Here is a 26,852-nt window from a genome sequence, read left to right as displayed (position 1 = left end):
GATCCGTCGCTCCGCAAGCACCCACACATATTGCTTGATCGAATTTTTAAACAACTCAGCGTGGCGCCCGGCCCTCACTGTGGGATGCGCATTTTACACATCCAATCTGCTGAAGCAAGTGCTTTTTTGCAGACTTTTTTGAAGCTCGAATCCGTTGAAAATCAACATCTTCCGAAGCTTCGATCACCCTCTGGGTAACCCCGAGAAGGACGCGCATTATATGGCGCCAATCTCGTTTGGCAAGCTCTTTTTTTGAAATTCTTTTTTCGAGAAAACTCGTTGAAAATCAAAAGGTTAACTTGCCACCTCGCCGCGTTTTGCGTTGCCGCCCAAGCAGCGAGGGCGCGAACTATACGAGCCCATCCCGAGCTTCGCAAGCACTTTCTCAAAAAACTTGGAATCATCTCCCCGGGCAGGTTTTGAAGCGATAGAGGTTGGGAGGGCCACCGTGTGCAGCCCGCCACTTTCGCACGGGGAATTCTTTCAGAATAGTGTCAATGGGGAGAACTGCCAAACGGCCGGAGAGGAATAACCGGCCAATCACCCAACGATCGGCCGGCGGGAAACGAGTTACTCTGGATCAGTCGGCTTGGCGTCAGACTTGGAGTCAGCGCCCTGGGCAGGCTCACGCATCTCGTCAGCACTGCTGTCGCCGCCCTTTTGGCGTCCACGCATCGCGCCCCATGCCCAGATGGCAGGCCCCGAGAAAGTGTAAAGGATGGCAATAACCAGCAAGACCCTCGGTGGATCGATAGTCACCAGGCTAAACACAAGGATGATGGCCAACATCATCACGAAAGGGACTCGCCCCTTGAAGTCGAGCTTCTTGAAGCTCGTATAGTGGAAATTCGACACCATGAGCAGCCCCGCCGCCACAGTGACCAGCGCTGCTACCGTGCCCAGCCCCGCGCCAATCTCAGCGTCGTGGCCAGCCCAGACCATGCTGGCCACAATCGCGGCCGCAGTGGGGCTGGCAAGCCCGATAAAGACCCCCTTGTCCACGGTATCGACCTGGGTATTGAAGCGGGCGAGCCTTAGCGCGGCGCACGCGGCATAGAGAAACGCGGCCGCCCAGCCGAGCTTGCCCAGAGGCCCGAGCCCCCAGCTAAACACGACGAGCGCAGGAGCCAAACCAAACGACACCATATCCGAGAGGGAATCGTACTGTACGCCGAACGCACTCTGGGTATCGGTCAGGCGGGCAACACGGCCATCCAGGCCATCGAGGATCATCGCCGCGAAAATGGCTATGGCAGCCGCTTCAAAATTACCATTCATACCGGCAATGATCGCGTAGAAACCACTGAACAATGCGCCGGTGGTGATCAGGTTTGGCAGCAAGTAAACACCTTTCGCTCTGACCTTCTTACCGTTCGCGGAGACCTCTTCTTCAACGTGCTCATCCACGGGCAGGCGAATTTCTTCATCGGGTCGCGAACCTTCCACACGGGCGTCCTTCTTCTCACTCATACAAGCTTCCTTCAAAGCTGGAATTGGTTACATAGCAAGGAGTGTACAGTGGCGAAGCGCCAAAAAAAAAGCGGCGGGACCATAAAGTCCCGCCGCTTTCTTCCCAAAGGCCTGCGTTTAGCTGTTGCCTTCGGTCTTGTCGATGATCTTGTTCGCCTTGATCCAGGGCATCATCGAACGCAGCTTGGCGCCCACCTCTTCAATCTGGTGCTCACTGCCGATACGGCGCTCCGCTTTCAGGCGAGGCTGTCCGGCGAGCGACTCCAGCATGAAGTCTTTGGCGAACTTGCCGGTCTGAATATCTTTCAGCACACGCTTCATTTCTGCCTTGGTCTCTTCGGTGACAATACGCGGGCCTGTCACGTAATCGCCATACTCCGCGGTATTGGAGATAGAGTAACGCATATCCGCAATGCCACCCTGATACATCAGGTCAACGATCAGTTTCAGCTCGTGCAGACACTCGAAGTATGCCATTTCCGGCGCGTAGCCCGCTTCGGTCAGGGTTTCGAAACCCGCCTGGACCAGGGCAGAAACACCACCACAGAGTACTGCCTGCTCGCCGAACAGGTCGGTCTCCGTCTCTTCACGGAAGTTGGTTTCGATAATGCCGGAACGACCACCGCCATTCGCGGAAGCGTAAGACAGGGCCAGTTCTTTGGCGCTACCGGAAGCATTCTGGTAAACCGCGATCAGGGTCGGCACACCGCCTCCTTCGAGGTAGGTAGAGCGCACGGTGTGGCCCGGCCCCTTGGGCGCGATCATGATCACGTCCACGTCTTTCGGCGGCTCGATCAGCTCAAAATGCACGTTAAAGCCATGTGCAAAGGCCAGGGCAGCACCGGATTGCAGGTTCGGGGCAACCTGATCGCGGTAAACCGCCGCCTGATGCTCGTCCGGGGTCAGGATCATGACAACGTCCGCATCCTTGACCGCATCAGTCACTTCCGCCACACGCAGGCCCGCTTTTTCAGCCTTGGCCCAAGATGCCGAGCCCTTGCGCAGACCAACCACAACATTGCTCACGCCGGAGTCTTTCAGGTTGTTGGCATGTGCATGCCCCTGGGAGCCGTAACCAATGATGGCAACAGTCTTGGACTTGATCAAAGAGAGATCACAATCTTTATCGTAATAAACGTGCATAACTTACTTCCTGTTTTGTGTGCTTTTAACAGTCAATTCACGCTGAATATTCAGCTGCAATTTGTTCAGACAACCTTCAAACGCTGAGGACTTTCTCGCCGCGGGCGATCCCCGAAACACCGGAGCGAACCACTTCCATAATGGTGTGTTCCCCCAGCGCCTGTAAGAAAGCGTCCAGTTTTTCGCTGGTGCCGGATACCTGCACCGTGTACATGTTGCTGGTGACATCCACGATCTGGCCGCGGAATATGTCGACGCTGCGCTTGACCTCGTCGCGCTGGGCACCGGTAGCGCGCACCTTCACCAGCAGCAGTTCGCGCTCAATGTGCGACCCCTCGGTGAGGTCTACCAGTTTCACCACATCGATCAATTTGTTCAGATTCTTGGTGATCTGCTCGATCTTGTGATCGTCGCCAATCGTGGTCAGTGTCAGGCGCGATAACGTCGAGTCCTCGGTCGGTGCCACGGTGAGACTTTCGATGTTATAGCCCCGCTGCGAAAACAGGCCAACCACACGCGAAAGCGCGCCCGGCTCGTTTTCCATCAGAACTGAAATGATTCTGCGCATTCGTGTTTACCTCCCTTTACGTCCGTTCCGTCTTGCTGAGCCACATATCCCGCATGGAGCCACTCGGCATCACCTGCATGGGATAAACGTGCTCGGTTGGATCGACGTAAACATCGATAAACACCGTGCGGTCCTTGATCGCGAACGCCTCCTCCAGCTTGCCGTGCAACTCGTCGCGATGCTCGATCTTCATACCGAGGTGCCCGTAGGCCTCCGCCAGCTTGATAAAGTCGGGCAGGGAATCTTCGTAGACGCTGTTAGACAGGCGCCCTTCGTACTGCATTTCCTGCCACTGCTTTACCATGCCCAGGGCCTGATTGTTCAGGCACAGGATTTTCACGGGCAGATTGTATTGTGTTGCCGTGGACAGCTCCTGGATACACATCTGGATACTGCCCTCGCCGGTCACACAGACCACCTCGGCATCGGGATACGCAGCCTTCACCCCCAGGGCGGCGGGCAAGCCAAAACCCATGGTGCCGAGGCCACCGGAGTTGATCCAGCGGCGCGGCTTGTCGAACAGATAGTACTGGGCGGCAAACATCTGGTGCTGGCCCACATCCGAGGTGACGTAGGCGTCGCCTTTGGTGATCTGGTGCACGGCACTGATCACTTCTTGCGGCATAATCATGTCGCCGTCGGTGCGATAGCGCGGTGCGGTGTACAGGCCATGACGTTCACGCCAGTCATCAATCTGCCGCCACCAATCCACAATCGCAGACTGATCCGGCATCTCCCTGGAAGCCTTCAGCATCTCCAGCATTTCCTTCAGCACCGACTGCACGGTACCCACAATAGGCACATCGGCAGTGATGGTTTTGGAAATAGAAGCCGGGTCCACATCGATGTGGATCACCTTGGCGCCCGGGCAGAACTTGCTCGGGGTATTGGTTACCCGGTCATCGAAACGCGCTCCAACGGCGAGAATGACATCGGCGTGATGCATCGCCGTATTGGCTTCGAAGGTGCCGTGCATACCCAGCATCCCAAGGAAGCGCTTGTCCGTCCCCGGGTAAGCCCCAAGCCCCATCAGGGTATTGGTTACCGGATAGTTCAGACGCTGGGCCAGCTCGCAGAGCAGCGCTGAGCCGTCACCCTGAATCACCCCACCGCCGGCGTAGATGACCGGACGCTTGGCGGAGAGCAGCAACGCCACCGCTTTGCGAATCTGACCCGTATGCCCCTTACCCGCCGGGGTATACGAGCGCATGCGCATTTTTTCCGGATATTGATAGGGATAGCGATCCACCGGGTTGGTGATGTCTTTGGGGACATCGATCACTACCGGGCCAGGACGACCGGTGGACGCGATATAGAACGCCTTCTTGACGATCTCGGGGATATCTTCCGCTTTTTTGACCAGAAAGCTGTGCTTCACGATCGGACGGGAACAGCCCACCATATCGGTTTCCTGGAAGGCATCCTCGCCGATCTTGTCGGAAGGTACCTGACCGGAAATCACCACCATCGGGATGGAGTCCATATAGGCAGTGGCAATGCCGGTGATGGCATTGGTTGCACCCGGGCCAGAGGTCACCAGCACCACGCCGGTCTTGCCCGTCGCGCGGGCGTAACCGTCCGCAGCGTGGGTTGCCCCCTGTTCATGCCGCACCAGCAGGTGCTTGATGCCCTTCTGGCGAAAGATGGCATCGTATATATGAAGTGCCGAACCGCCGGGGTAACCGAATATCAGGTCAACCCCTTCATCCTGCAGCGCGCGAACCAACATATCGCCGCCGGAGAGTAATTCCACTTGAGCCCCCTCAAAATTTCCCAATTCTTAGGATCCGCATCATCCAATAACCACAGAATAGCCGGACTGTGCGAAAGCCAGACGGCGATTCTAAAGGAAAAGCGTGATAAATATCAGCCTTAAACGCAGATTTAGTCCGTTTTTTAGGATGGCTTAACGGCAACGCAAAATCTGCGCGGTCCCCGGCCGGTAGCGGAACCGGATCGCGGGCACCAAGGCCTCCAGATGGGGAGGACCTCCTCGGCAGGAGGTGGCGGGTGCTTAACCCACCGGGGAGAGTGCGGACCGCAGGGTGTTGCGGGGACATCTACTTCGCCGAGTGAGCGACAAATTGTCCAGTTTGTGACCCGTGTGTCAACCAATGAACACCACTAACCGGACCTCCGGCAGTAAACTGCTACACAAACTGTTAACTGGGTTGCGAGATCCCTGCCCCTGACCGTTACAATGGACGCACGGGGGCGATTTCGCGCCAGCCCCCTGCCTACCGGCATAACAAGAACATTCACTGATCAAGGCGACATACCCCATGCGCACCACTGTTACTACGCTGTGTTTCACCCTGAGCTTGCTGGCCACGGCGGCCCAGGCGGACGGTATCTACAAATGGGTCGATGAGAACGGCGTGGTGCACTTTGGCTCTCAGCCGCCCCAGCAAGAGGAGGTGGAAGTGGTAAAAGCGCCGAAGTCCGAGCGCTACAAAAAGTGGCAGGAAGAGCAGCAGGCGCTGTTGGCCCAGCGCAAAATGACCACCGCCGCCAAAGCGGATAACAACCAGACAGCGGAGCAGACAGTGCAGCCTGCAGAAAACACCGATTCTGGTGAGGCCGAGATGGCCGCCCGCGAGCAGCGCTGCCGCAGTGCCCAACAGCGGCTTCAGGAACTGGAGCGCCATGCGCGGGTTCGCGAAGTGGATGCCAGTGGCAATTACCGGGTATTGCCGGAAGAAGAGCGACAGCAGCGTATTAAACAGACCAAAGATTTACTGGCTAGCTGCTAACAACGCTGCCCCGGTCGGGTGCTAGCTAACGTCGAACCGGTTGGCGCACCTGTTTCCTCGCGGCACCAACAAGGCCATGTAGGCGTGAGAGCATGGCTCAACGTATTGGTGAATACCAGATCGGCGACGTGTAGGCGCGCTCCGTGGTCACCATCGGCACGTCCTTCCCCATCTTCACTCCAAACCGTTTAGCCTCATATGCGGTCCAGCGTGGCGTCGGAATTTCAATCACTCGTGCGTAATAAAACGCCATTTCGGCTGGATCAAATTCAGGGTCACGCCACACGGCCCGGAGCTCCTTTTCTCCAATAGTGTTCTGCCAGGTCGCATTGGCCACATCGACCGTATTACCCACCGCCGGAATACGCCCGTCCCGGGAGGGTTTCCGTTTACCGCTCCACACCACATCGTAAACTTTTTCTTTCAATACGCCGTTCTTATCCTGCCACCCCTTGACGATCTGGATCCGATCCAAGTTCCCGCCAATCGGATCTTTCATCGCGGCCACCAGAAAACTTGGGGCGCCCTGCGCACTCGCCTTGGGTAAATCGGCCCCCATCGGCACACCTTTTGTATACCCCCTCTCGGCAATAGACCCTTTATCCGCATCGGCGGAGGTAAAATCCCAGCCACCAAAAAACCGCACGACCATGCGCGAACCCGTCGTCGCATAGGTCTCTTTGCGCACCATAGCGTCAAACAGCGCCTCGCGCGTATTTTCTTCCGCCCATACGGCTGCGTAGCCCGAGGATGCCATTTGCCAGCCATAAATGGTGAGCTCCGGGTCTGGCGCCTCAATAACCATGTGCTCCCAACGACCAGGCTCTGGCTCTACTCCGGAGTGTTTGCCAAAAAAATTATCTTCCTCAACTGCCGCTAGGCTGGTATGTGCGTCCGTACTGCCGATCATGCCAAACTTATAAGGGTTCACTCCCAGCGTCTTATCCAGCATCAAGCCAGTTTTCAATGCCTCCCGAGCATACTCCCAACGCAACATCTCCGGCTTTTTCCTTTCAGTTCCATCCAGGTTTGCCGCATCCCAAATTTCGTAACCAGCAAACTCATCACCCGGTGAAAGCATTGGATGGGCCTCGCCATCGCCTTTAATTTGGGTAACTTCTACAATCGGCTCAAACCGCGCACGCAACTCCGCCATCTGCCGAGACAGCGGAGAGCCATCGAAGTTTTCTACCGTAAACATACGTCCGTTACTGAGATTTCCATTGTGAGGAATGGCGATCACACGCTCACCGTGCTTGCGCTCAAATGCAGCCAAGGCACGCCAGAGGTCCTCGGGGTTTTGACTATCGAATTGTGAGAAGGGCACCGTGTTGTTTGCGGAACTTGCCCCACCGCGAAACAAAACATTCCGATGCAAGTTGTATCCCCCAATCGCCGTCCATTCATAGCCAATAATGGCAGTGAATTTACCTGGCTGATTATACTGATCCGCAAGTGCGGTATAAGCATGCCACGAATCCCGGACAATTTTTTCGCTACTGAATGGCGGCTCCTTTTCCTGGAGTGACGCCACAATTTCCATTGCCGCTTTGAACGTACTCTCGCGATCTCCACCGCGCAACATTTCGTACCACCGCTGCCCCTTTTCGGTCGCTAGGATTTCTTTATCACCAGCGAGCAATCTCGGCATCAATCCGTACATTTCCGCATGATCGGCAATCACGAGAAAGTCCAGTGGTCTCCGCAGTTTCGCCTTCAGCCCGTGCGTGGTCTTCACCTCTTCGCCACGAGCGAAGCGAAAGGCCGCTTCCTGCCCCAGCCGGTTCATTGTGCCAGCATCCACAGAAATATCTGTGTGCAAGTGTGTATCGCCAAAAAATACCTGGCTTGGAAAAGGTTTTTCAATATCAGAAAGCGACTTCTCAGATTCTTGCGCCACGGCCGATGTGGCGAGCCCGACCATCGCACATGCAACGCTCCAAGCGCCAAATCGAAACAATCCGTTTGCCAATTGCGACCAGCCGAGCCTGAATGCCATCAATCTATCCTCACTGATATTTTTGCAACGTGAAGTGTAGACCAGGCATCAAGTCCGGTAGAGACAATGCACTTGCACCGCACATATCCCAGGCAACTCTTCATGTGTCCGAAGCCAGGCCGCCTTCACTGTGTGTGCCTGCCGTGCCAAAGTCGCGCCCCAGATAAAGATACATTGCCGGTACCACAAACAATGTAAACAGGGTGCCGATTGTCATCCCTGCGGCCACCACCAGCCCCATGGCAAACCGCGCTCCGCCACCCGGCCCGGCGGCGATCAACAGTGGCACCATGGCCAATACCAGTGACGCGGTCGTCATCAGGATCGGGCGCAGGCGAATACTCGACGCCTCTTCAATGGCTTCGCGTTTACTCCTGCCGCGCAGTTGCAGCTGATTGGCAAATTCCACAATCAGAATTCCGTGCTTGGAGATCACCCCGATCAGGGTCACCAACCCCACCTGGGTATAGATGTTCAGTGTGGTCAGCCCCAGACTGACGAAGATCATGGCCCCGCACACACTCATGGGCACCGTCACCAGCATGATGAGCGGATCCCGCCAGGATTCGAACTGGGCGGCGAGCACCAGGTAAATCACGATGAGCGCAAACGCAAACGTAAGCAGCAGATCCGAGCCTTCATTCTTGTACTGGCGAGACTGACCGGAGTAATCCGTGGAATATTCTCTCGGCAGTACTTCCGCGGCGGCGGACTCCAGCACCGCCAGCGCCTCCCCCAGTGGAATGCCCGGTCGCGGCACACCGGAAATGGTCACCGCATTGAGCTGCTGGAAGCGTTTCAGCTGCTGGGGTTCGACGGTCTCCCGCAAGCGCACCAGAGTCGACAGCGGCACCAGGGTGCCGTCCCCGGCGCGGATGTAGTACTGCTTGAGTTGATCCCCGCTGAGGCGGTCTGCCCGCACCACCTGGGGGATCACCTTGTAACTGCGGTTCTCCAGCGAGAAGCGGTTGGTGTAGGCGCCGGACATCATCGCCCCCAGTTCCCGCGCGACATCGGCCATGGTCACACCGATCGACGCCGCCTTATCGCGGTCGATCACCACCGACAGGCGAGGCTTGTCCAGCTTCAGGTCCGAGTCGAGAAAGATGAACTTCCGGCTTGCCAGTGCCTTACCCATGATTTCCTCGGCAAATCCGGCCAGGCTGGCAATGGGCTCGGTCGTTCCGATGACGAACTCCACCGGTAAATTACCACCGGCAGTGGGCAGACTGGGGGGCACAAAGGTCGCGGTCTTGAGACCGGCAATTTGTGAGACCTCACTGTTAATCAGCGCCTGCATTTCCTGTGTGTCTTTATCCCGCTTGTTCCAGGATGACAGCACAAAGCCGGCTATGGCGCTGTTGCTACTGTCCCCGGAGCCACCCACTCCGTTTAGCAGGAACAGATTTTCCACTTCAGGATGACGGTCGCGCACACCGTTGATTTCGCTGGTGTACTGCTCGAGGTAGTCGATGGTGGCAAAGGAGTCCGCCCGGGCAATGCCCAACACAAATCCGCGGTCTTCTTTCGGTTCCAGCTCGCTGGGGGACGTTATGAACAGGAAGTAACAGCTGGCAAACACAATCATGCCGAAAATCAGGATCACCAGGCGATCATCCAGCGCGCCGTGCAGGCGCCGTCGATAACCGGACTCCAGCCTGTCCAGCCGCCCTTCCAGCCAGATCTCCAGGCGATTGCGGCGTTTGCCATCCCGGGGGCGCAGCACCCGCGCCGCCATCATCGGCGACAGAGTAAGCGCCACCACGCCAGACAGCAGCACGGCGCCGGCCAGGGAAAAGGCAAACTCCACAAACAGAGTGCCGGTCAGCCCGCCGAGAAAGCCGATAGGCAGGTAAACCGCGATCAGGGTGGAGGTCATTGCCACAATCGGCCACGACAGTTCGCGCGCCCCCTGTAACGCAGCCTCCTGCGGCGTCATCCCCTCCTCGATATGCCGGTGCACGTTTTCCAGCACAATGATCGCGTCATCCACCACGATGCCGATGGCCAGCACCATGGCCAGCAGGGTAAGCAGGTTGATGGAAAACCCCATCAACAGCATCAGGAACAGGGCACCCACCAGCGACAAGGGCACCGCCAGCGCCGGAATGATCACGCTGCGCAGGGAGCCCAGAAACAGGTAAATGACCACGATGACAATCAACACCGCCTCGGCAATGGTCTTGATCACCTCATTGATGGAGTCCTGGATATATTCGGTACTGTCATAGGGAATATCGCCGATCATCCCCTCGGGCAACTGTGGAAAAATCTCGCCGTGCAGTTTTTCCCGCACCGCGGCAATCACATCCAGTGCATTGGCATCGGGCGCAACTTCGACTGCGACAAACGTCGCCGAACGCCCGTTAAAGGTTACCGAGGTGTCGTACGACTCCGAGCCCAGCTCCACCTCGGCAACGTCTTCAAGACGCACCAGCTGATCCCCATCGGCACGTACCACCAGCTTGCGGAATTCGGATTCTGACGCGATATCGGTATCCGCCCGGATGTCGATGGCCACCATTGTGCCCTTGGTCTTGCCAACGGCGGCGAGCACATTATTCTGACGCAGCGCGCTGCTCACATCGCCGGGTGTGACCCCCTGTGCCGCCATGGCGTCCGGCCGCAGCCAGACACGCATGGCAAAGGTGCGGTTTCCCAGTAAGGTCGCACGCTGCACGCCGGCAACCGTAGAAAGCTTGGGCTGCACCACGCGGGTGATGTAGTCGGTGATTTCGTTGTTATCCAGGATCTCCGAGGAAAAAGACAGGTACATCGCGGCGATCGTCTCACCCACCGCGAGATCCACCGTAGGATCTTCCGACTCCAGCGGCAGCTCATTACGCAGTTTATTGACCTTGGCCACAACCTGAGTGAGTACTTCGTTGGGATCGTAGTCGAGACGCACGTATGCCTGGATCACCGACGCGCCCTGTACGCTGGTGGAAACAATGTAATCGAGGCCATCGGCACTGGCGATTTCCTGCTCCAGCGGGGTGGTGATGAATCCCTGCACCAGGTCCGAATCTGCCCCGACGTACACCGTAGTGACCGTGATGACCGCGTTCTCGAGTTCAGGATACTGACGCACATTCAGTTCGGCCGCGGAGCGCAGGCCAAGCAGGAAAATAAACAGGCTGACCACACAGGCCAGTACCGGTTTGCGAATGAAAATATCGGTGAAATTCACATGGCATCCTTGCCAGATTCAGGGATCTAACGGTTATCTGGCTGTGGCGCCAACGCATCCGGTGGCGGATTCTCATTGTTAATGATCACCGCACCTTCGTTGCGCAATTTGAGCAGCCCACTGGTTGCCACCTGCTCACCGGCCGCTACCCCCTCGGTAATCTCAATCAGGTCCCCGCGCACCTCGCCAGTCTTCACAAACCGCTTGATGGCAATCCAGTCTGGAGGGGGGATTTCCTTTCCCTGACGATTGATCGCGCCCGCATTGGCTTCTCTCCAAGCGGCTTTGTCCGCCTTGCGAATAACAAAAATTGAATTGCCATAGGGCGCATAGCTGATCGCCGTGCGCGGCACCACAATCACGCTGCGGAAGTTCTCCACTTTCACGGCAACATCCGCGAACATCCCCGGGCGCAACCGGCGCTCAGTGTTTTCCAGCGTCCCCTGCAAAACGAAGGTGCGGTTGCGCGGATCGATGGCGGGATTGATTGCGGTGATTTGACCAGAAAACGCTTTTTCCGGGACGGCGGTGACAGACAGGGCGATCTCCTGCCCTTGTTGTACCCGGGAGAAGTCCTGCTCGGCGAGGGAAAAGTCGACAAATATCGGCTGCAGTTGCTGCAGGGAAACCACCGCGTCGCCGGGGGCGACGTTCTGCCCCAGATCAATCTGGCGAATACCGAGCTGGCCGGAAAAAGGCGCAACGATGGTGCGCTCACGAATGGTGGCACGCTGCACTGCGAGACTGGCCGTCACCTGATCCAGGCTGGCCTGGGCCTGATCCAGTTCGCGCAGGGTCGCCACCCCTTTTTCGTACAACTCGGAAATGCGCTTGAAATCCCGCTGCGCCAGACGTCGCTCGGCTTCCAGCACTTCGATCTGCGCCGTCTCGGGCGCCGCGGCCAGCTCCGCAAGCACAGTACCCTTTTTTACTTCCTGACCGGATTCAAAATAGATGGCTTTGACTTCCCCCTGGGCCTGGGTCGTCACATCCACGCCATTGACCGCGCGCAGGCTGCCAACGGCGCTCAGGGTGTTCTGCCAGCGCTGCTGCTGCGCGGCCGTGGTGGTCACAGTCGCGGGCGGCAAAGCCATGTTGTCCAGTGCCTGGTTCATCATGGTCTTGCCAAAGAATTTGACACCGAAGATGCCGCCAAACACCAGCAGGCAGCCCAGCAGCATCCACAGCATACGCCGGTTAAAAAACTGCCGTGCCAGTGCCATACATCAGATCCATTGGGGCGTAAGTACTTCGTTTCCTTGCAGGTGGCGGAGGCGCTACCGGGTAGCAACTTGTGAGACACGCCGTAAACCCATCCCTGGGGGCTCTGCAAAAACATCCTGTTTTTGAAGGTCTCACAAGTTGCTACCCGATACCGCCACCTTCACAACTTCCTTCGAGCTACTTTTCAAAAACCGGTTTATCCCCTTCCAAAGTCGCGTGAATGGTATCGCCGGGTACGAATTTTCCGGAGAGCACATCCTGGGCCAGAGGGTTTTCCAACCACATCTGGATAGCGCGCTTCAGCGGCCGCGCACCGTATACCGGGTCGAACCCCACATCGGCCAGCTTGTTCAGCAGCTCTTCGGATATCTCGAACTTGAGATCCCGGTCTGCCAGGCGATTGCGCAGGTTCTGTAACTGTATCTCTGCAATCGAGCGCACTTCGGCGCGGTCCAGCGGATGGAATACCACCACTTCGTCGATGCGGTTGATAAACTCGGGGCGGAAGTGGGTGCCCACGACATCCATCACCGCGGCCTTCATCTGGCGGTAATGGATTTCGCTGTCCACTTCGTCATCGTCCTTGGCGCTGGCGTATTTCTGGATCAGATCCGAGCCCAGGTTCGACGTCATCACCACAACGGTGTTGCGGAAGTCCACGGTGCGCCCCTGGCCATCGGTCAGGCGGCCATCTTCCAGCACCTGCAGCAGAATGTTGAATACATCCGGGTGGGCTTTTTCGACTTCGTCCAGCAGCAGCACCGAGTAGGGCTTACGGCGCACCGCCTCGGTGAGATAGCCACCTTCCTCATACCCCACATAGCCGGGAGGTGCTCCGATCAGCCGCGCAACCGAGTGTTTCTCCATAAACTCGGACATGTCGATGCGCACCATGGCGTCTTCGGTATCGAACAGGAATTCTGCCAGCGCCTTGCACAACTCCGTCTTACCGACACCGGTGGGGCCGAGGAACAGGAAGGAGCCATTGGGCCGGTTGGGATCCGCAAGACCGGCTCGGGAGCGGCGCACCGCGTTGGACACCGCCACCACGGCTTCATCCTGACCGATCACTCGGTCATGCAGAGCCCCTTCCATTTTCAACAGTTTCTCGCGCTCGCCTTCGAGCATTTTTGATACCGGGATACCGGTCCAGCGGGAAACCACCTCGGCGACTTCCTCGTCGGTGACACGATTGCGCAGCAGTTGGTTGTCACTGGTATCACTGGTGTCTGAGGCCAGCTTCAGCTGCTGTTCCAGCTGCGGAATCACGCCGTACTGGATCTCGGACATCCGCGTCAGGTCGCCGGCGCGGCGCGCCGCATCCATGTCCAGCTTGGCCTGTTCCAGTTTGTTCTTGATATCCGCACTGCCAGCGAGCTTGGCCTTTTCCGCCTTCCAGATTTCCTCCAGGTCGGCGTACTCCTTTTCGATATCGTCGATGTCTTGCTCGAGTTTCTCCAGGCGTTTTTTAGCGGCCTCGTCGTCCTTGTCCTTTTTCACCGCTTCGCGCTCGATCTTGAGCTGAATCAGGCGTCGCTCCAGTTTGTCCATTTCCTCTGGCTTGGAGTCGATTTCCATGCGAATGCGGCTGGCGGCCTCGTCGATCAGGTCGATGGCCTTGTCCGGCAACTGGCGGTCGGTAATGTAACGCTGCGACAACTTGGTGGCGGCAATGATGGCGGAGTCGGTGATGTCCACGCCGTGGTGCACCTCATAGCGCTCTTTGAGGCCGCGCAGGATCGCGATGGTATCTTCTTCACTGGGCTCATCGACCAGTACCTTCTGGAAGCGCCGCTCCAGTGCCGCATCTTTCTCGATATATTGGCGGTATTCATTCAGGGTGGTCGCGCCCACGCAATGCAGTTCACCGCGCGCCAGTGCGGGCTTGAGCATATTGCCCGCATCCATGGCTCCTTCCGCCTTGCCGGCGCCGACCATGGTGTGCAATTCGTCAATGAACAGGATGACGCGCCCCTCCTGCTTGGAGAGCTCGTTCAACACCGCTTTCAGGCGCTCTTCGAATTCACCGCGGAACTTGGCACCGGCCAGCAGTGATCCGAGATCGAGGGACAGCAGGCGCTTGTCTTTCAACCCCTCGGGGACTTCGCCATTGACGATGCGCTGGGCGAGGCCTTCCACGATGGCGGTTTTACCCACACCGGGCTCACCGATCAGTACCGGATTATTTTTGGTCCGACGCTGCAACACCTGAATAGTGCGGCGAATTTCGTCGTCGCGGCCAATCACCGGGTCCAGTTTGCCCGCTTCCGCGCGGGCGGTCAGGTCCATGGTGTATTTATCCAAGGCCTGGCGCGCCTCTTCCGCCTGCGGGTCGTTGACCTTTTCATCACCGCGAATTTTGGTAATGGCGTCCTGCAGATGTTTCAGGTCGCCATGTGCGTTCAGGATTTTCGAGACCTCGCCGGCGGCAGGGTCGAAGGCCGCGAGTAAAACCGTTTCGCTGGCGATAAAACTATCGCCGTGTTTCTGTGCTTTTTTGTCCGCCAGATTAAATAACCGCATCAGCTCCTGGGACATGCCTACATCGCCGGTGGGCGTTCCCACGGTCGGCAGACTGTCGAGGCGCTTGGCCAAATCGTTGCGCAGGCCGTTGATATTGAAGCCGGCCTGATTCAGAAAGGCGGTAACACTGCCATTGGACTGGTCGAGCAGTGCCTGCAGCAAATGTTCGGGATAAATCTGGTTGTGGTCGCGTCCGACAGCAATCGATTGTGCGTCAGCAATGGCGGCCTGTAGGGGGTTGGTCATCCGGTCGATGCGCATGGTGCAGTTGCCCTCTCCTGATCATTGACGCGTCGCAAAAAGGATGAAACGACGCGCGGAAACACAATGACGAATACATTCTAGTGCTGATCTTTAATTTGCGGGCTGGCGGCGGGTTTTCAAGCTTTGTTGGTTTTCTGCCCCGAAGCAGGTGAAGTGGCGAAGCTACGGGCTAGAGGGTGAAGGCCAAGCGCTGGGGATGGGGCTTCAGGATCGTCGGCAACAGGGATGTTGCCGACGAAGCGTACAGGGATGTATTCACAGCGGTCCTGAAACCCCATCCCCAGTGATTGGCCGCTACTGGACCAACTTCTGAGCTGGGCCCCCAGAACCCAAATGATTACTCGAACCAAATCAAAGACGCCATACGCCCGGTATCCCCATCCCGACGGTAGGAGAAAAAGTCCGCCTCTTCGGTAACGGTGCAACGGTCGCCACCCGATACCTGTGTCACCCCCAGCTCAGCCAGTTCGGCGCGACCGAGGGCGTAGATATCCGCCAGGAAGTGCAGTGGCTTTTGCGTGTGCGGAACGAAGCACCTGGCGATGGCCACCGCATGGGACGCACTGATGGACGATTCGAACGCCGCTTCCAGCACGTCCACACCACACTCGAACGCCTGCGGCCCGATGGCCGGGCCAAGCCATACCAGCAGGTCCTCGGGCGCACTGGACATGGCGGTAATGGTTTCGCGAATCACACCGCCGGTCAGACCCCGCCAGCCCGCGTGGATTGCGGCCACTTCAGAGCCCTCGCGATTGCACAGCAACAGCGGCAGGCAGTCGGCGGTGAGCACGGCACAGACGATGCCCGCCTCTGCGGTGAAACTCGCGTCTGCGGTGCGTATCTTGCCGTCGCTGTGCGCCTGCACCACTTTGTCACTGTGGATCTGTTCCAGCCACTGCGGGGCATTGGGCAGATTCAGCTCCTGCTGTAGCTGGCTGCGGTTGGCGGCCACCGCCGCGGCATCATCCCCGACATGGTCGGCGAGATTGAACCCACGGTAGGCGCCCTGGCTGTGGCCGTCCGCGCGCAAGGTGGTAAACGCGCGCACGTTGGCCGGCGCGGGCCAGTCCGGTTTGAGGTAGTGGTCAGCAGCCATGGGCATTCCTGTGTCATCCTGGGCTTAGATTCAGAGGTTGTCGGCTCGCAGCAGTGCGAGCAGCCGCAGCATATCCTCCGGCATGGCCGCCGACCAGTGCATGGTCTCGGCAGTCACCGGGTGAATGAGCGCCAGCTCGGCCGCATGCAATGCCTGCCGGGGGAATTGCTGCAGCGCTTCAATCAGCTCGGGCGCTGCACCGGCGGGCAATTTGTTGCGCCCGCCATACAGCGGGTCCCCCACCAGTGGATGGCGGATATGCGCCATGTGCACCCGGATCTGGTGGGTGCGACCGGTTTCCAGCTGGCAGCGCACCAGCGTATGGCCGCGGAAGCGCTCCTGCAGACGATAGTGAGTAATCGCTTCCTTCGCACCGCCCATGCCCGCGTTGGGTAACACGGCCATTTTCAGTCGATGGGTGCGGTGGCGGCCCATCGGCGCCTTGATGGTGCCGCCGCCACTCAGGGTGCCGTGCACGATGGCGTCGTACTGACGGCTCACAGACCGGGCCTTGAGTTGATCCACCAGGTCCGCCTGCGCCTGCAGGGTTTTCGCCACCACCATCAGGCCACTGGTGTCCTTGTCCAGCCGATGCACAATGCCTGCCCGGGGGATGTTCTGCTGTCCCGCGCAGTGGGCAAGAAGCCCATTCAACAGGGTGCCGTCGGGATTACCCGCTGCCGGGTGGACCACCAGCCCCGCGGGCTTGTTGACCACCAGCAGGCTGTCGTCTTCATAGACGATATCCAGGTCCATCGCCTGAGCCTGCCACTCCCCCTGGGGCTCCAGTTCAGCGCGCAGCTGCAGCTGCTCACCACCGTATAGCTTGTCCTTGGGCTTGCCAGAACGCCCGTCAACCGTGAGTTGGCCGCCTTTTATCCAGCTCTGCAGGCGGGCGCGGGAATAATCAGGGATCAAATCCGCTGCGATCTGGTCAAACCGTTGCCCGGCATACTCTGCGGGTACTTGAATATCGAGATGTATTTGATTGCTCATCCGAGAGGGTCTAGTGTCCTGTAACGCAATAATTATGGTTGCCAACAGGGCGCTGGCGCTTTGGGCTGGCGGGACGCTGTGGTTAAATAGCTGCCCTTCGGCCCCCGGTGAATTTAGGGCGGCTAGTTTAATAAGGTTGAGACAAATAATGATAGAGCGAGGGGCGATGTGGTCCTGGGATAATCAGGCCTGGAAAACGCTGTTGCTGGCAATGCTGGCTGTTTTGGTGGCCTCCTGTGCCAGTACGGACGAAGAAGAAGCGGGACTGCCTTCCGGCAACCGCACCGAACAGGCCTTCTATGAAGCCGCCCAGCGGCAGCTGAAATCCAGCCAGTGGGAGCTGGCGATCAAGAACCTGCGGGCCCTGGAAGACAACTTCCCGTTCGGCAACTACGCAGAGCAGGCCCAGCTGGAGCTGATCTACGCCTACTACCGCGACTACCAGAACGATGCAGCCATCTCTGCAGCGGATCGTTTTATCCGCCTGCATCCGCAGCATCGCAACGTGGATTACGCCTATTACATGAAGGGGCTGGCCTCGTTCACCGAAGGCAGCGGGCTGTTCGAACGCTTTTTGCCCACCGACATGACCCGCCGCGACCCGGGCTCGGCGCGGGAATCCTTTGCCTACTTTGCCCAGCTGATGGCGCGCTACCCGGAAAGCCGCTACGCGCCTGACGCCCAGAAGCGCATGATCCACCTGCGCAACCTGCTGGCGCGCTATGAAATTCACGTGGCCAACTACTACTTCAAGCGCAACGCCTACCTGGCCGCCGCCAACCGTGGCCGCTATGTGGTGGAAAACTTCCAGCAGACCCCGGCGGTGCCCGATGCGCTGGCGGTGATGGTGCAGTCTTACCATCTGCTGGAAATGCCACAGCTGGAGTCGAGTTCCCTCGCAGTGCTGCGCACCAACTACCCGCATCACCCGGCATTCCGCGACGACGGCAGTTTCAACTACAAGTACTTCGCCGGCGCCAGCGGTCGCAGCTTTATTCACCGCATCACCCTGGGCCTGTTTGAGAAATCGGACCCCCGTGGTTTCGACAGTCGCGAGCTGTACAACGCCGAGTACCGCCCACAGGAAGCGCCGCTGCCACCAGAACTTTGACGTTGGGGCACTGCAGCCCGATAAAAAAAGGCCCCGCTGAGCAATCAGCGGGGCCTTTTTTGTTGCCGGTGAGTACGCGGCTTACTCGCCGGCCTTCCATCCATTGGTGATCGGATAACGCCGGTCGCGCCCGAACCCGCGCTCGGAGATCCGTACCCCCACCGCGGCCTGACGGCGCTTGTATTCGTTGCGATCCACCAGGCGTACCACGCGCATCACCGTGGCCTCATCGAACCCCCGGCCGATAATATACGCCGCGCTGTGGTCCTCATCGATGTACAGGCGCAGGATTTCGTCCAGCACCTCGTAGGGGGGCAGGCTGTCGGAATCCACCTGGTCCGGTGCCAGCTCGGCACTGGGCTCGCGGGTGATCACCGTCTCCGGAATCACCTCGGATACCGAGTTGCGGTAACGGGACAGCGCGTACACCAGCACCTTGGGCACATCTTTCAATGCGTTATAACCACCCACCATGTCGCCGTACAGGGTGGCATAACCCACCGCCATCTCACTCTTGTTACCGGTGGTGAGGACCATAAAGCCTTTCTTGTTGGAAATGGCCATCAGTAGCATGCCGCGGGCACGTGCCTGCAGGTTTTCCTCGGTGGTATCCCGCTCGCTGCCCTCAAATTCCCTGGCCAGCGCGGCCATGGCCGCATCGAAGATGCCCTCGATACCAATGACACGGTAATGGATACCCAGGCGTCGGGCCTGATCCGCTGCATCGTTTTTGGACAGGTCCGAGGTGTAGCGGAACGGCATCATCACCGCTTCCACGCGATCCGGGCCCAGCGCATCCACCGCTATCGCCAGCGTCAGGGCCGAATCGATGCCCCCAGACAGGCCGAGGACGACGCCCTTGAAGCCATTCTTATTCACATAGTCCCGCACACCCAGTACCAGCGCCTGGTAGACCGACGCCAGTGCTGGCAGGGGCTCGGCATCATTGCCTGCGGCAAGGCGCACCTCGCCCTCTTCCGCCTGCACGGTGATCGGTAGCAGGCTCTCGACAAACTCCGGCGCCCGCCCGCGCAGGCTGCCATCCTTGTCCACCGCAAAGGAGCCGCCGTCGAACACCAGCTCGTCTTGCCCGCCCACGGAGTTGACGTACACGATAGGCATATCGCCTGCCTGCGCCTGACGCCCCAGCAGCGCCAGCCGCTCCTGCGCCTTACCCTGGTGGAACGGCGATGCATTGATATTCAACATCAGTTTTGCCCCTGCATGCCGTGCCTGGGCAACGGGCTCCGGGTGCCAGATATCCTCGCAGATGGTGATGGCGGTCGGTATGCCCTTGATATCCACCACGCAGGGCTGATCACCGGGGATGAAGTAACGCAGTTCGTCGAACACCTGGTAATTGGGGAGTTTCTGCTTGGCGTATTCGGCCACCAGCGCGCCCCCCTGTATCAGTCCCGCCATATTCAGCACGGTACCCGCCACAACCCGGGGATAACCCACCAGTACCGCGCACGGCAGGTCTGCCTCTTGCAACGCTTTCAGCGCGGCGTCGATACGCTTCTGCATGCTGGGGCGCAGCAGCAGGTCCTCCGGGGGGTAACCGCACAGGGTCAATTCCGGAAACAACACCAGGTCTGCGTCGTGCTCGCGGTGCGCGCGGCGGGCGACTTCGACCACCTGGTCGGTATTGCCGGGAATATCCCCCACCATTAGATTGATTTGCGCCAGCACTAGCTGCAAAGTAGACATCCTATTACCCCGTTGATCTGAGGCGGCTATTGTAGCCACGCCGCTCGGGGGCACAACATCTGCCCGGAGACGGACCGGTGTTTTGCGCCGGCACTGCCGTAAAAAATAACAGCGTATACAACCGCGCACATAAAAAGAGAGCGAAAAGTGAGCAGCCAGACGGTATTCGATGCTGCAATCCCCCCAGACACAGACGCTGTTAGCGCCCCCGATGAGTCGGCAGCGCTGGCCGGGCGTGACCTTCCCCGTCCCCGATTAAGACAGCGGGAGCTGCTCAAGCTCTACGCCTGGTATCGGGTCGTCATCGCACTGGTGTTGCTCGGGCTGTTCGCCTCGGGCATCAGTCGCGGCACCGTCGGCACCCTGTCTCCGGCACTGTACCTGAATACCGCCATCACCTATGCAGTGGTCAATATCGCGTGGCTTCTGCTCCTTTATCCAAGCCGCTTCCGGACCACCCCGTTGCGGATCGGCAGTATCCTCACCTGTGACATCCTCGCCTTTCTGCTATTGATCCAGGCCAGTGGCGGACTCAATTCGGGTATTGGCTACATGCTGTTGACCACCTGCGCGGTGGGCTCACTGCTGCTGGATCGGCGCATGGGTGCCTTCCTCGCGGCCATCGCCAGTATCGCCGTCATCGCCCAGCAGCTATATGGCATTCTCAACGGCCAGGCTGATACCCAGGACATTGTCTCTGCCGGCAGCCTCGGCATTCTCCTGTTCACCTCGGTAGCCGCACTCCAGTACCTTTCCGCACACATTCGGCTCGCGAATGAAAAAGCCGCACAGGAGCGGCGGCAGGCGGCACGCCTGCAGCGCCTTACCCAGCAAATCGTGGCACAGATGCGCACCGGCGTAATGGTGCTCAACGGCAGCGGCGAGGCCGAACTGGTTAACCGCGCCGCACAGCAGCTTCTGGGCAAGCAGCGCCTGGACGACGGGAAGCTGGACGGAGACCTGCTGCTCAACCTGATCGAACTGCGGCTGCAGTCCGGATCTACCAGCGGGGTGATTAAGGGCGCAGGACAAAGCGAGCTGCGCGCCAGTGTCACCCCGCTCACCGACGATACCAGCGAGAGCACACTGGTGTTTCTGGAAGACAACCGCAAGCTCACCCAGCAGGCACAGCAACTGAAACTGGCGTCACTGGGGCGATTGACCGGCTCCATTGCCCACGAGGTACGCAACCCGCTGAGTGCCATCAACCACGCGGCCGAACTGCTTGCGGAATCCCCCTCCATTTCCGGCGAGGATCAGCTGCTCACCGAGATCATCAGCCGCCACAGCAAGCGGGTGAACCAGATCATTGAGAACGTCATGCAGTTGTCCCGGCGCCAGACTCCAAGGACACAATTGCTGGACCTGCGCCTATGGGCAAACAATTTCCTCAGCGAGTTTCAAAAAGAAACCGGCGAGCGCTACACCATTAGCCTGCAGAGCCCGGAGCAGCCGGTGCTTGCCCGCTTCGACCCCGACCAGATGACCCAGGTGGCCACCAACCTTTGCAACAATGCCGTGCGCCACTCGCACAGCGCGACCGGTCACTATTCCGCACAAATCGTCGTTCGCTTCAATCGCAGCCGGCAGTGCGCGGAAATGGACTTCGTGGACAACGGGACGGGGGTAGCAGAAGAGCTTTCCGACAAAATCTTTGAGCCCTTCTTCACAACCGAGCCTACCGGCGCCGGCCTGGGCCTGTATATCGCACGGGAATTGTGCGAATCTACTAGAGCCAACCTTTACTATTGCCGAACCCGTGAAAAGCGCAGCTGCTTCCGCATCGAGTTCGCCAATCCGGAACAGATTTTTTAATTAGCCTGCAGCTTGCCGATCAAAGATAACGCCTAACAATATGACCGATCGTCAACCCATCGCCCTGGTCGTCGATGACGAACCAGACATTTGTGACCTGATTTCGATGACCCTGCGCCGTATGCACGTGCGCGCCGATATCGCCATGTCGGTGGCCGAGGCGCGACGGAGAATCGCAGAAAAGTCCTACGACTTCTGTCTCACGGACATGCGTCTCCCCGACGGGGACGGCCTCGAACTGGTCGAAGCCATTCAGGACCTGCCCAAGGACCGATCTTATCCCGTCGCCGTGATTACCGCGCATGGCAACATGGACACGGCCATTACCGCACTCAAGCTGGGTGCCTTCGATTTTGTCAGCAAGCCGGTCAATCTGGAGCGCTTGCGCGCGCTCGTGCTTCTGGCACTTCGGCTGGGAGAAGACCGCTTCTTCCAAACCCAGGAATTCCCGCCGCTGCTTCAGGGCCAATCCTCTGCGGTGCGCACACTGCGCGATACCATTGAAAAGGTGGCGCGCAGCGACGCACCGGTACACCTGCAGGGGCCGCCGGGCTCGGGCAAGGAGCTTACCGCCCGCTGCATTCACGACCTGGGGCCGCGTGCAGAACAGTCCTTTGTTGTCGTGCACTGCTCGACGATTCCGAGGGACGCGTTCGAACAGACATTATTCGGCAGCAACACCGCCGGCAATGAAAACCCGGGCCTGTTGCAGGCTGCCAACGGCGGCACATTGTTTCTCGACGAAATCACCGCACTACCAAAGGAAGTTCAGGTCAAACTGCTGCAGGTCATTGAAGAAAAGCGCTTCCACGCCATCGGGGATCATCAGCCGCAAGCGCTGAACATCCGGCTGATCAGTAGCGCGGAGACAAGCCTTGCCGCAGCAACCCGTAATGGCGATTTCCGCAGTGACCTCTTTTTCCGCATTAATGTAATCGAGCTGGCAGTTCCGGCCCTGCGGGAGAGACAAGAAGACATTCCATTACTTGCCCGCTACCTGCTGCGTCGAATCACCGAGGGCTCTCCCGGCGCTGCGCCGCGCGCCAGTCAGGACGCGGTGACAGCCCTCCAGGCATACCCCTTTCCAGGAAACCTGCGCGAGCTTGAAAACATTCTGGAGCGCGCGCTCACTCTCTGCGAATCGAACACCATCAGTGCGGATGACCTGATACTCACCGGCGAACCGCCGCTTTCCCAAGCGGAAGACAATGCCCCACAACCGGGTATATCACTCACGCCCCAGCCCGATGCCAACTATCCGGGCCAGTTTGACGCGGCCGATTACAACACGCTGGATGACTTTCTCCAGACCATCGAGCGCGACGCCATCGAGTCGGCACTGAACGAAACCCGCGGCAACAAGACCGCCGCGGCGGAAAAACTGGGGATCAGCTTTCGGTCGCTGCGCTACCGTCTCAAAAAGCTTGGTTTAGAAAGCGAATAACCCGGCATAAGCCGGGTTATTCGCTACATCAAAACCGTCGCCAGGACACCCGGCCATTGGCCGGCGGTGGTGACTGCCCTTCCTCGACCTTGAAATCACCCTTGATATCGTTTGCTGGCAGGAATGTCTTTTTGCCTGACTCAATCATCTGCGAATAGCTAATGATGGCATAGTCAACTTCCTTACCGTCCTCGCCAAAAATCGAGTGCCCGATAAAACGGTCGCCCACTGCAACCAGCTCCATCTGCCAGCCACTGCCACCAAAGGCGCAGGGGTCGCTGGAAGTAATTAGCGTGGGGAACAGGAGCCGGTCGTAAACCAGCAGAGGTTTACTGATCACCCGTTCACCGGTGGTTGAGCCTCCGAAGGTGAGATCCAGATACCAGCCACTCTTGTCCGCCCACCAGGTCTGGGACGCGTTGTTGGATACTTCGCGGACACCGTTTTCCTGGCTGGTGATCACCTTTTGCATCAAAGAACCCCGCCCTGCCACAGGGGCGCCCTGATCGGCAATGGCATAAAAGCTGTTGATCGTACTACCCGCGACATTGTCGGTACTGGAGAGGTAACTGCCGGTGCCGAAATAAACCATCACCGCGTTGTCCATCTGCTCGTTGAGACCCAGTGTCGGTGTGGAGGTAATTGGCTGGACCGCACCATTTGGATCACGTGCAACAAACAGTGGCACCTTGGCGGTTACGTCATTACCATCCGCACCCTGCGAAGTCGCCTCATAGCCAACCCCCCAGTCCGCCGGATCGTCACTGCTGAGATCAAAGTACCAGAGGTTACCCTGCAGGTCGCCGGCGTAGGCTCCAACGACCTCTCCCCGGCCATTGGGCAGCAGGGATGCACCGGCGAGTCCGTTATCGCCGCTGTCATTGGTGGTTAAAACCCGGGTTTCGGTGGTTGGGTTTTCCAAGTCGATGACCAGCAAGCTTGCCTGTTCTCCAGCAGAGTTGTACCCGTTACCGACGATAATTTTCCAGCCGTCGGCCGTAGGTACGACCAGCGGTGGACCGGTAATATTCCCCAACTGCGGAATGTCCGCATCCGTAAGCTCGAACAGAACATTGTCTTCGTCGAAGCCTTCGGGGTTGGTAACATCGAGTACAAACAACCCCTTACCTCCAGCGCCCAGGGTACCCACCAGGATATTTTTCCAGCTGCCGGTGGATGCATCGCCAAAGTAGGCATCTCCGACGAACAGCGGCCCATCCACACTGTAGCGATGTGGCAGAGTAGCGGTGCCGTAATCCGGTGAACTCAAGTCCTTGAGCGCGCCGTAAACACCCGAAGGCACGTAAGCGAAGAGTTCATCACCGTCGCGCGCGTCGAACCCATGTAACATGCCGTCGTTCGCGCCAACGTAGACCACTTCGGTCCGCGACTGTTTCGACGTTGTGTAATAGTCGAGGTAGCGAGCGCCACCCAGTTCCGCGGAAAGCAGGTGGTAATGGTTTTTCTTCCGCCCGGCGTACACCGGGCTGGAGTTCACGATATCGCCCAGCAGCTTGCCACGCTCGCGCAGGCCTTCCGTTTGCAGTCCCCGCACCCAGTTCAGGCGCAAGGCACCCATCGCATCGCCATCTTCACCGGCCAGAACACTCTTTTGCGCATCGGATATGCCCGGCACAGTGCCGGTGGGTTCCCAGGCAAACAATGCCCCGTCACCATTGCTGTAAGTGAAGATATCCCTGCTCGCCGGCGATGGAAAATCACTGTCCGTGACCTCCCAGGCAAGATCGCCAATGGAGCCATCAGCTTCTACCTCGATAGCCTTGAGTTCTCCACTCCAATCGAAACTGTTGAACGCAGCCTGGAAAATCAATGTATCCGTTCCAAGACGGGTAGAGGTAGTAGCAACGGAGGAAGCGGCACCACTGGAGCGCCCGAGAATATTATCCAGTACGCCCGACAGCTCGTCGGCAAACGACTGCGGGTCCGCCGCGCTGAAAAAACCACCGCGGCCGTTAACCGACGCATGCAGCAGGTCATCCACTTTTGCCGGGTTATTATTTGGATTTGGCCAAGTAATCGAAGCGCCGGATTTAATTGCTGAAAAAGCATCATCCTTATCCACGGAGCCCTCGACACCGAACCCCACACCAAAGGTCACCATATGCTGCCAGAACGCCGGATTGATACTGCCTTCTTTAGAAGGCACCTTGTTGGCGAGTTCCGGGCGCAAATCCCTATTCCAGTAGTACATGGCCACATCGGCCAGCGTATTGTTATGGCTATCGGTAAACGGCGATTCGGCGCTGTAGGTATAAGAAGCACCATCGGGACCGGTAATTTCTGATCCCGCTGTCCCATCGACATTATTCCGCGCCGCCGACGTGCTCGCCTGGTTACCACCACCTCCACTCCAGTAGCCGTCGGTCATCAGAATGGTGTAACTCGCACGGCACGCAAGGTGCGCCGCTTCATCGTCCACACCAGGGTTTGCTCCCCATGGACCTTTATCGTCCATGCGTGAAAAATACTTCCCTGCATCATCCAGTGCACGGCGTAGCGGTGTCCCCGAGGTGGGCACGCCTCGCTCATAAAGCTGCGTGAAGAAAGCTTCCCGGTCCTCACCGGAGAATGCGCGCACGCCGTTTACGATCGTACCTGTATCGACGCCATCGACACTGCTGGAACCCTTATTGATCGCACCAAACCCTACCCGTAGATCTTCACCTTGCTCGGCAAATGCGCGGCCGATACCGGCACGCGCGGCCAGGGTGCGCGAGCGATAATAGGTATACCAGTTGGCAAAATTCTGGATTTCCTGCTCGTAGCTGCAGACACCAAGACTACAATCGTCGCGATCCAAACGGTCATGGCCTGTATAGGTTGCCACCGAGGGTCGGATCTCAACCTTCTGGTAACTATTGCGATCCCACTCACTGCCTATTCCGTTATGCCAGAAATAGGTGGCCGGCCAGTAGGTTTTCGCGTCACTGCTCGAAGTACAGGTGATGGTTTCGTCGACGTTCCGCACACAACTGCGCCATGCATTTCCGTTGTAGTTAGCGTTCTCTACCGTCAGATTCCTTGCATTCTGATTAACCGAGACGCCGTCCCCCGGACAGTCGCCGGTGTTCTCCGGATTGTGCCTGGCGCAACGCGGATTGGCATTTGGATACAGAGTTTCGTCGTGTTTTGCCCAGGGCAAATAGGTTACCGACGGGTCATAGTAACTTTTGTTGTATTGTGGCGAGCGCGTAAGGGCGTTGTAACCGTTAGTATCATCCACGGTTGGGACCTGATAATTGCCATCTGCGGTCTGGTCATAGCCGGTATTGCCGTAGACGCCATCTGCGCGAGGAAAAATATAGGCAGTGTCCTGGCGATAGTCCTCCGGTGTGATTTCAAAGTGCATCGAGCCCGAATCATCGATCACAAACATCACATTCGGCGTGGCACCATTACTCAGGAACAGTGGGCTTTGCGCCAAGTCCACTGAATGGACACTGTGCGCGGCGGCGACCGAAAACAATGCCAAAACGCATTGCAGGAGGGTTTTCATTTTCCAGTTTTTTATACACATGGCTC

At 58.3% G+C, this 26,852-nt stretch carries 17 protein-coding genes; 5 read left to right on the top strand and 12 right to left on the bottom strand.

Annotation, left to right across the window (positions count from 1 at the left end; genetic code table 11):
• On the top strand, positions 1 to 198 hold a 198-nt coding region (locus tag JF535_RS05780), incomplete at its 5' end, for a hypothetical protein (protein ID WP_207000056.1).
• Positions 199 to 570: 372 nt separating this feature from the next.
• Here JF535_RS05780 and pssA read toward each other — a convergent pair.
• The 4 genes from pssA to JF535_RS05760 all read right to left on the bottom strand — a co-directional run bounded on the left by pssA (position 571) and on the right by JF535_RS05760 (position 4,934).
• A complete protein-coding gene (pssA, locus tag JF535_RS05775; RefSeq protein ID WP_242523600.1) occupies positions 571 to 1,470 on the bottom strand; it encodes a CDP-diacylglycerol--serine O-phosphatidyltransferase in 900 nt (299 codons plus the stop codon).
• Positions 1,471 to 1,587: 117 nt separating this feature from the next.
• Positions 1,588 to 2,613: a ketol-acid reductoisomerase gene (gene ilvC / locus JF535_RS05770; protein ID WP_207000054.1), complete on the bottom strand. Its 1,026-nt coding sequence runs from the start codon at positions 2,611 to 2,613 to the stop codon at positions 1,588 to 1,590.
• A gap of 76 nt (positions 2,614 to 2,689) precedes the next feature.
• The gene (gene ilvN, locus JF535_RS05765) at positions 2,690 to 3,181 is read right to left on the bottom strand and encodes an acetolactate synthase small subunit (protein ID WP_066961837.1); all 492 of its coding nucleotides are present in this window, start codon (positions 3,179 to 3,181) and stop codon (positions 2,690 to 2,692) included.
• A gap of 16 nt (positions 3,182 to 3,197) precedes the next feature.
• The gene (locus tag JF535_RS05760; RefSeq protein ID WP_066961834.1) at positions 3,198 to 4,934 is read right to left on the bottom strand and encodes an acetolactate synthase 3 large subunit; all 1,737 of its coding nucleotides are present in this window, start codon (positions 4,932 to 4,934) and stop codon (positions 3,198 to 3,200) included.
• Between the two features lie 529 nt (positions 4,935 to 5,463).
• Here JF535_RS05760 and JF535_RS05755 point away from each other — a divergent pair.
• Positions 5,464 to 5,934: a DUF4124 domain-containing protein gene (locus tag JF535_RS05755; protein ID WP_066961826.1), complete on the top strand. Its 471-nt coding sequence runs from the start codon at positions 5,464 to 5,466 to the stop codon at positions 5,932 to 5,934.
• Between the two features lie 97 nt (positions 5,935 to 6,031).
• Here JF535_RS05755 and JF535_RS05750 read toward each other — a convergent pair whose 3' ends face one another.
• The 6 genes from JF535_RS05750 to rluD form a co-directional block, all read right to left on the bottom strand.
• Positions 6,032 to 7,933, bottom strand: coding sequence for a DUF3604 domain-containing protein (locus JF535_RS05750; RefSeq protein WP_207000052.1), 1,902 nt, complete (start codon positions 7,931 to 7,933; stop codon positions 6,032 to 6,034).
• A gap of 100 nt (positions 7,934 to 8,033) precedes the next feature.
• Positions 8,034 to 11,123: an efflux RND transporter permease subunit gene (locus JF535_RS05745; protein WP_207000050.1), complete on the bottom strand. Its 3,090-nt coding sequence runs from the start codon at positions 11,121 to 11,123 to the stop codon at positions 8,034 to 8,036.
• Positions 11,124 to 11,149: 26 nt separating this feature from the next.
• Positions 11,150 to 12,346 (bottom strand): efflux RND transporter periplasmic adaptor subunit, encoded by a 1,197-nt coding sequence (locus tag JF535_RS05740; protein WP_207000048.1) that lies wholly within the window; start codon positions 12,344 to 12,346, stop codon positions 11,150 to 11,152.
• Positions 12,347 to 12,524: 178 nt separating this feature from the next.
• Positions 12,525 to 15,131, bottom strand: a complete 2,607-nt coding sequence (gene clpB, locus JF535_RS05735) for an ATP-dependent chaperone ClpB (protein ID WP_207000046.1) — start codon at positions 15,129 to 15,131, stop codon at positions 12,525 to 12,527.
• A 340-nt stretch (positions 15,132 to 15,471) separates the two neighbouring features.
• Positions 15,472 to 16,233: a peptidoglycan editing factor PgeF gene (gene pgeF / locus JF535_RS05730; protein ID WP_207000044.1), complete on the bottom strand. Its 762-nt coding sequence runs from the start codon at positions 16,231 to 16,233 to the stop codon at positions 15,472 to 15,474.
• A 30-nt stretch (positions 16,234 to 16,263) separates the two neighbouring features.
• Positions 16,264 to 17,229, bottom strand: a complete 966-nt coding sequence (gene rluD / locus JF535_RS05725; protein ID WP_207000042.1) for a 23S rRNA pseudouridine(1911/1915/1917) synthase RluD — start codon at positions 17,227 to 17,229, stop codon at positions 16,264 to 16,266.
• 166 nt (positions 17,230 to 17,395) lie between these two features.
• Here rluD and JF535_RS05720 point away from each other — a divergent pair, with 166 nt between their 5' ends.
• Complete coding sequence (locus tag JF535_RS05720; protein WP_207000041.1) at positions 17,396 to 18,340, top strand: outer membrane protein assembly factor BamD; 945 nt, start codon at positions 17,396 to 17,398, stop codon at positions 18,338 to 18,340.
• 81 nt (positions 18,341 to 18,421) lie between these two features.
• Here JF535_RS05720 and JF535_RS05715 read toward each other — a convergent pair whose 3' ends face one another.
• Entirely contained in the window at positions 18,422 to 20,050 is a 1,629-nt protein-coding gene (locus tag JF535_RS05715) for an NAD+ synthase (RefSeq protein ID WP_207000039.1), read from the bottom strand.
• Positions 20,051 to 20,197: 147 nt separating this feature from the next.
• On the opposite strand from JF535_RS05715, the gene JF535_RS05710 reads away from it, so the two are divergent.
• Together JF535_RS05710 and JF535_RS05705 are read left to right on the top strand one after the other, a co-directional pair.
• A complete protein-coding gene (locus JF535_RS05710) occupies positions 20,198 to 21,865 on the top strand; it encodes a sensor histidine kinase (RefSeq protein WP_340674131.1) in 1,668 nt (555 codons plus the stop codon).
• A 40-nt stretch (positions 21,866 to 21,905) separates the two neighbouring features.
• Positions 21,906 to 23,309 (top strand): sigma-54-dependent transcriptional regulator, encoded by a 1,404-nt coding sequence (locus tag JF535_RS05705; RefSeq protein WP_207000036.1) that lies wholly within the window; start codon positions 21,906 to 21,908, stop codon positions 23,307 to 23,309.
• Positions 23,310 to 23,337: 28 nt separating this feature from the next.
• On the opposite strand, the gene JF535_RS05700 is transcribed toward JF535_RS05705, so the two are convergent.
• Entirely contained in the window at positions 23,338 to 26,802 is a 3,465-nt protein-coding gene (locus JF535_RS05700; protein ID WP_207000035.1) for a pilus assembly protein, read from the bottom strand.
• Between the last annotated feature and the right edge of the window lie 50 nt (positions 26,803 to 26,852).

It is taken from the genome of Microbulbifer salipaludis, assembly GCF_017303155.1.
Lineage (GTDB): Bacteria > Pseudomonadota > Gammaproteobacteria > Pseudomonadales > Cellvibrionaceae > Microbulbifer > Microbulbifer salipaludis.
Note: the sequence above shows the minus strand (reverse complement) of the source record. Positions and strands in the feature narration are given on the sequence as shown.

What these genes read in the sequence shown, in the direction of transcription:
- JF535_RS05715 (WP_207000039.1), bottom strand. Translation starts at nt 20,050, where the DNA reads ATGTCTACTTTGCAGCTAGTGCTGGCGCAAATCAATCTAATGGTGGGG.
- clpB (WP_207000046.1), bottom strand. Translation starts at nt 15,131, where the DNA reads ATGCGCATCGACCGGATGACCAACCCCCTACAGGCCGCCATTGCTGAC.
- pgeF (WP_207000044.1), bottom strand. Translation starts at nt 16,233, where the DNA reads ATGGCTGCTGACCACTACCTCAAACCGGACTGGCCCGCGCCGGCCAAC.
- JF535_RS05705 (WP_207000036.1), top strand. Translation starts at nt 21,906, where the DNA reads ATGACCGATCGTCAACCCATCGCCCTGGTCGTCGATGACGAACCAGAC.
- ilvC (WP_207000054.1), bottom strand. Translation starts at nt 2,613, where the DNA reads ATGCACGTTTATTACGATAAAGATTGTGATCTCTCTTTGATCAAGTCC.
- ilvN (WP_066961837.1), bottom strand. Translation starts at nt 3,181, where the DNA reads ATGCGCAGAATCATTTCAGTTCTGATGGAAAACGAGCCGGGCGCGCTT.
- pssA (WP_242523600.1), bottom strand. Translation starts at nt 1,470, where the DNA reads ATGAGTGAGAAGAAGGACGCCCGTGTGGAAGGTTCGCGACCCGATGAA.
- JF535_RS05750 (WP_207000052.1), bottom strand. Translation starts at nt 7,933, where the DNA reads ATGGCATTCAGGCTCGGCTGGTCGCAATTGGCAAACGGATTGTTTCGA.
- JF535_RS05720 (WP_207000041.1), top strand. Translation starts at nt 17,396, where the DNA reads ATGTGGTCCTGGGATAATCAGGCCTGGAAAACGCTGTTGCTGGCAATG.
- JF535_RS05755 (WP_066961826.1), top strand. Translation starts at nt 5,464, where the DNA reads ATGCGCACCACTGTTACTACGCTGTGTTTCACCCTGAGCTTGCTGGCC.
- rluD (WP_207000042.1), bottom strand. Translation starts at nt 17,229, where the DNA reads ATGAGCAATCAAATACATCTCGATATTCAAGTACCCGCAGAGTATGCC.
- JF535_RS05740 (WP_207000048.1), bottom strand. Translation starts at nt 12,346, where the DNA reads ATGGCACTGGCACGGCAGTTTTTTAACCGGCGTATGCTGTGGATGCTG.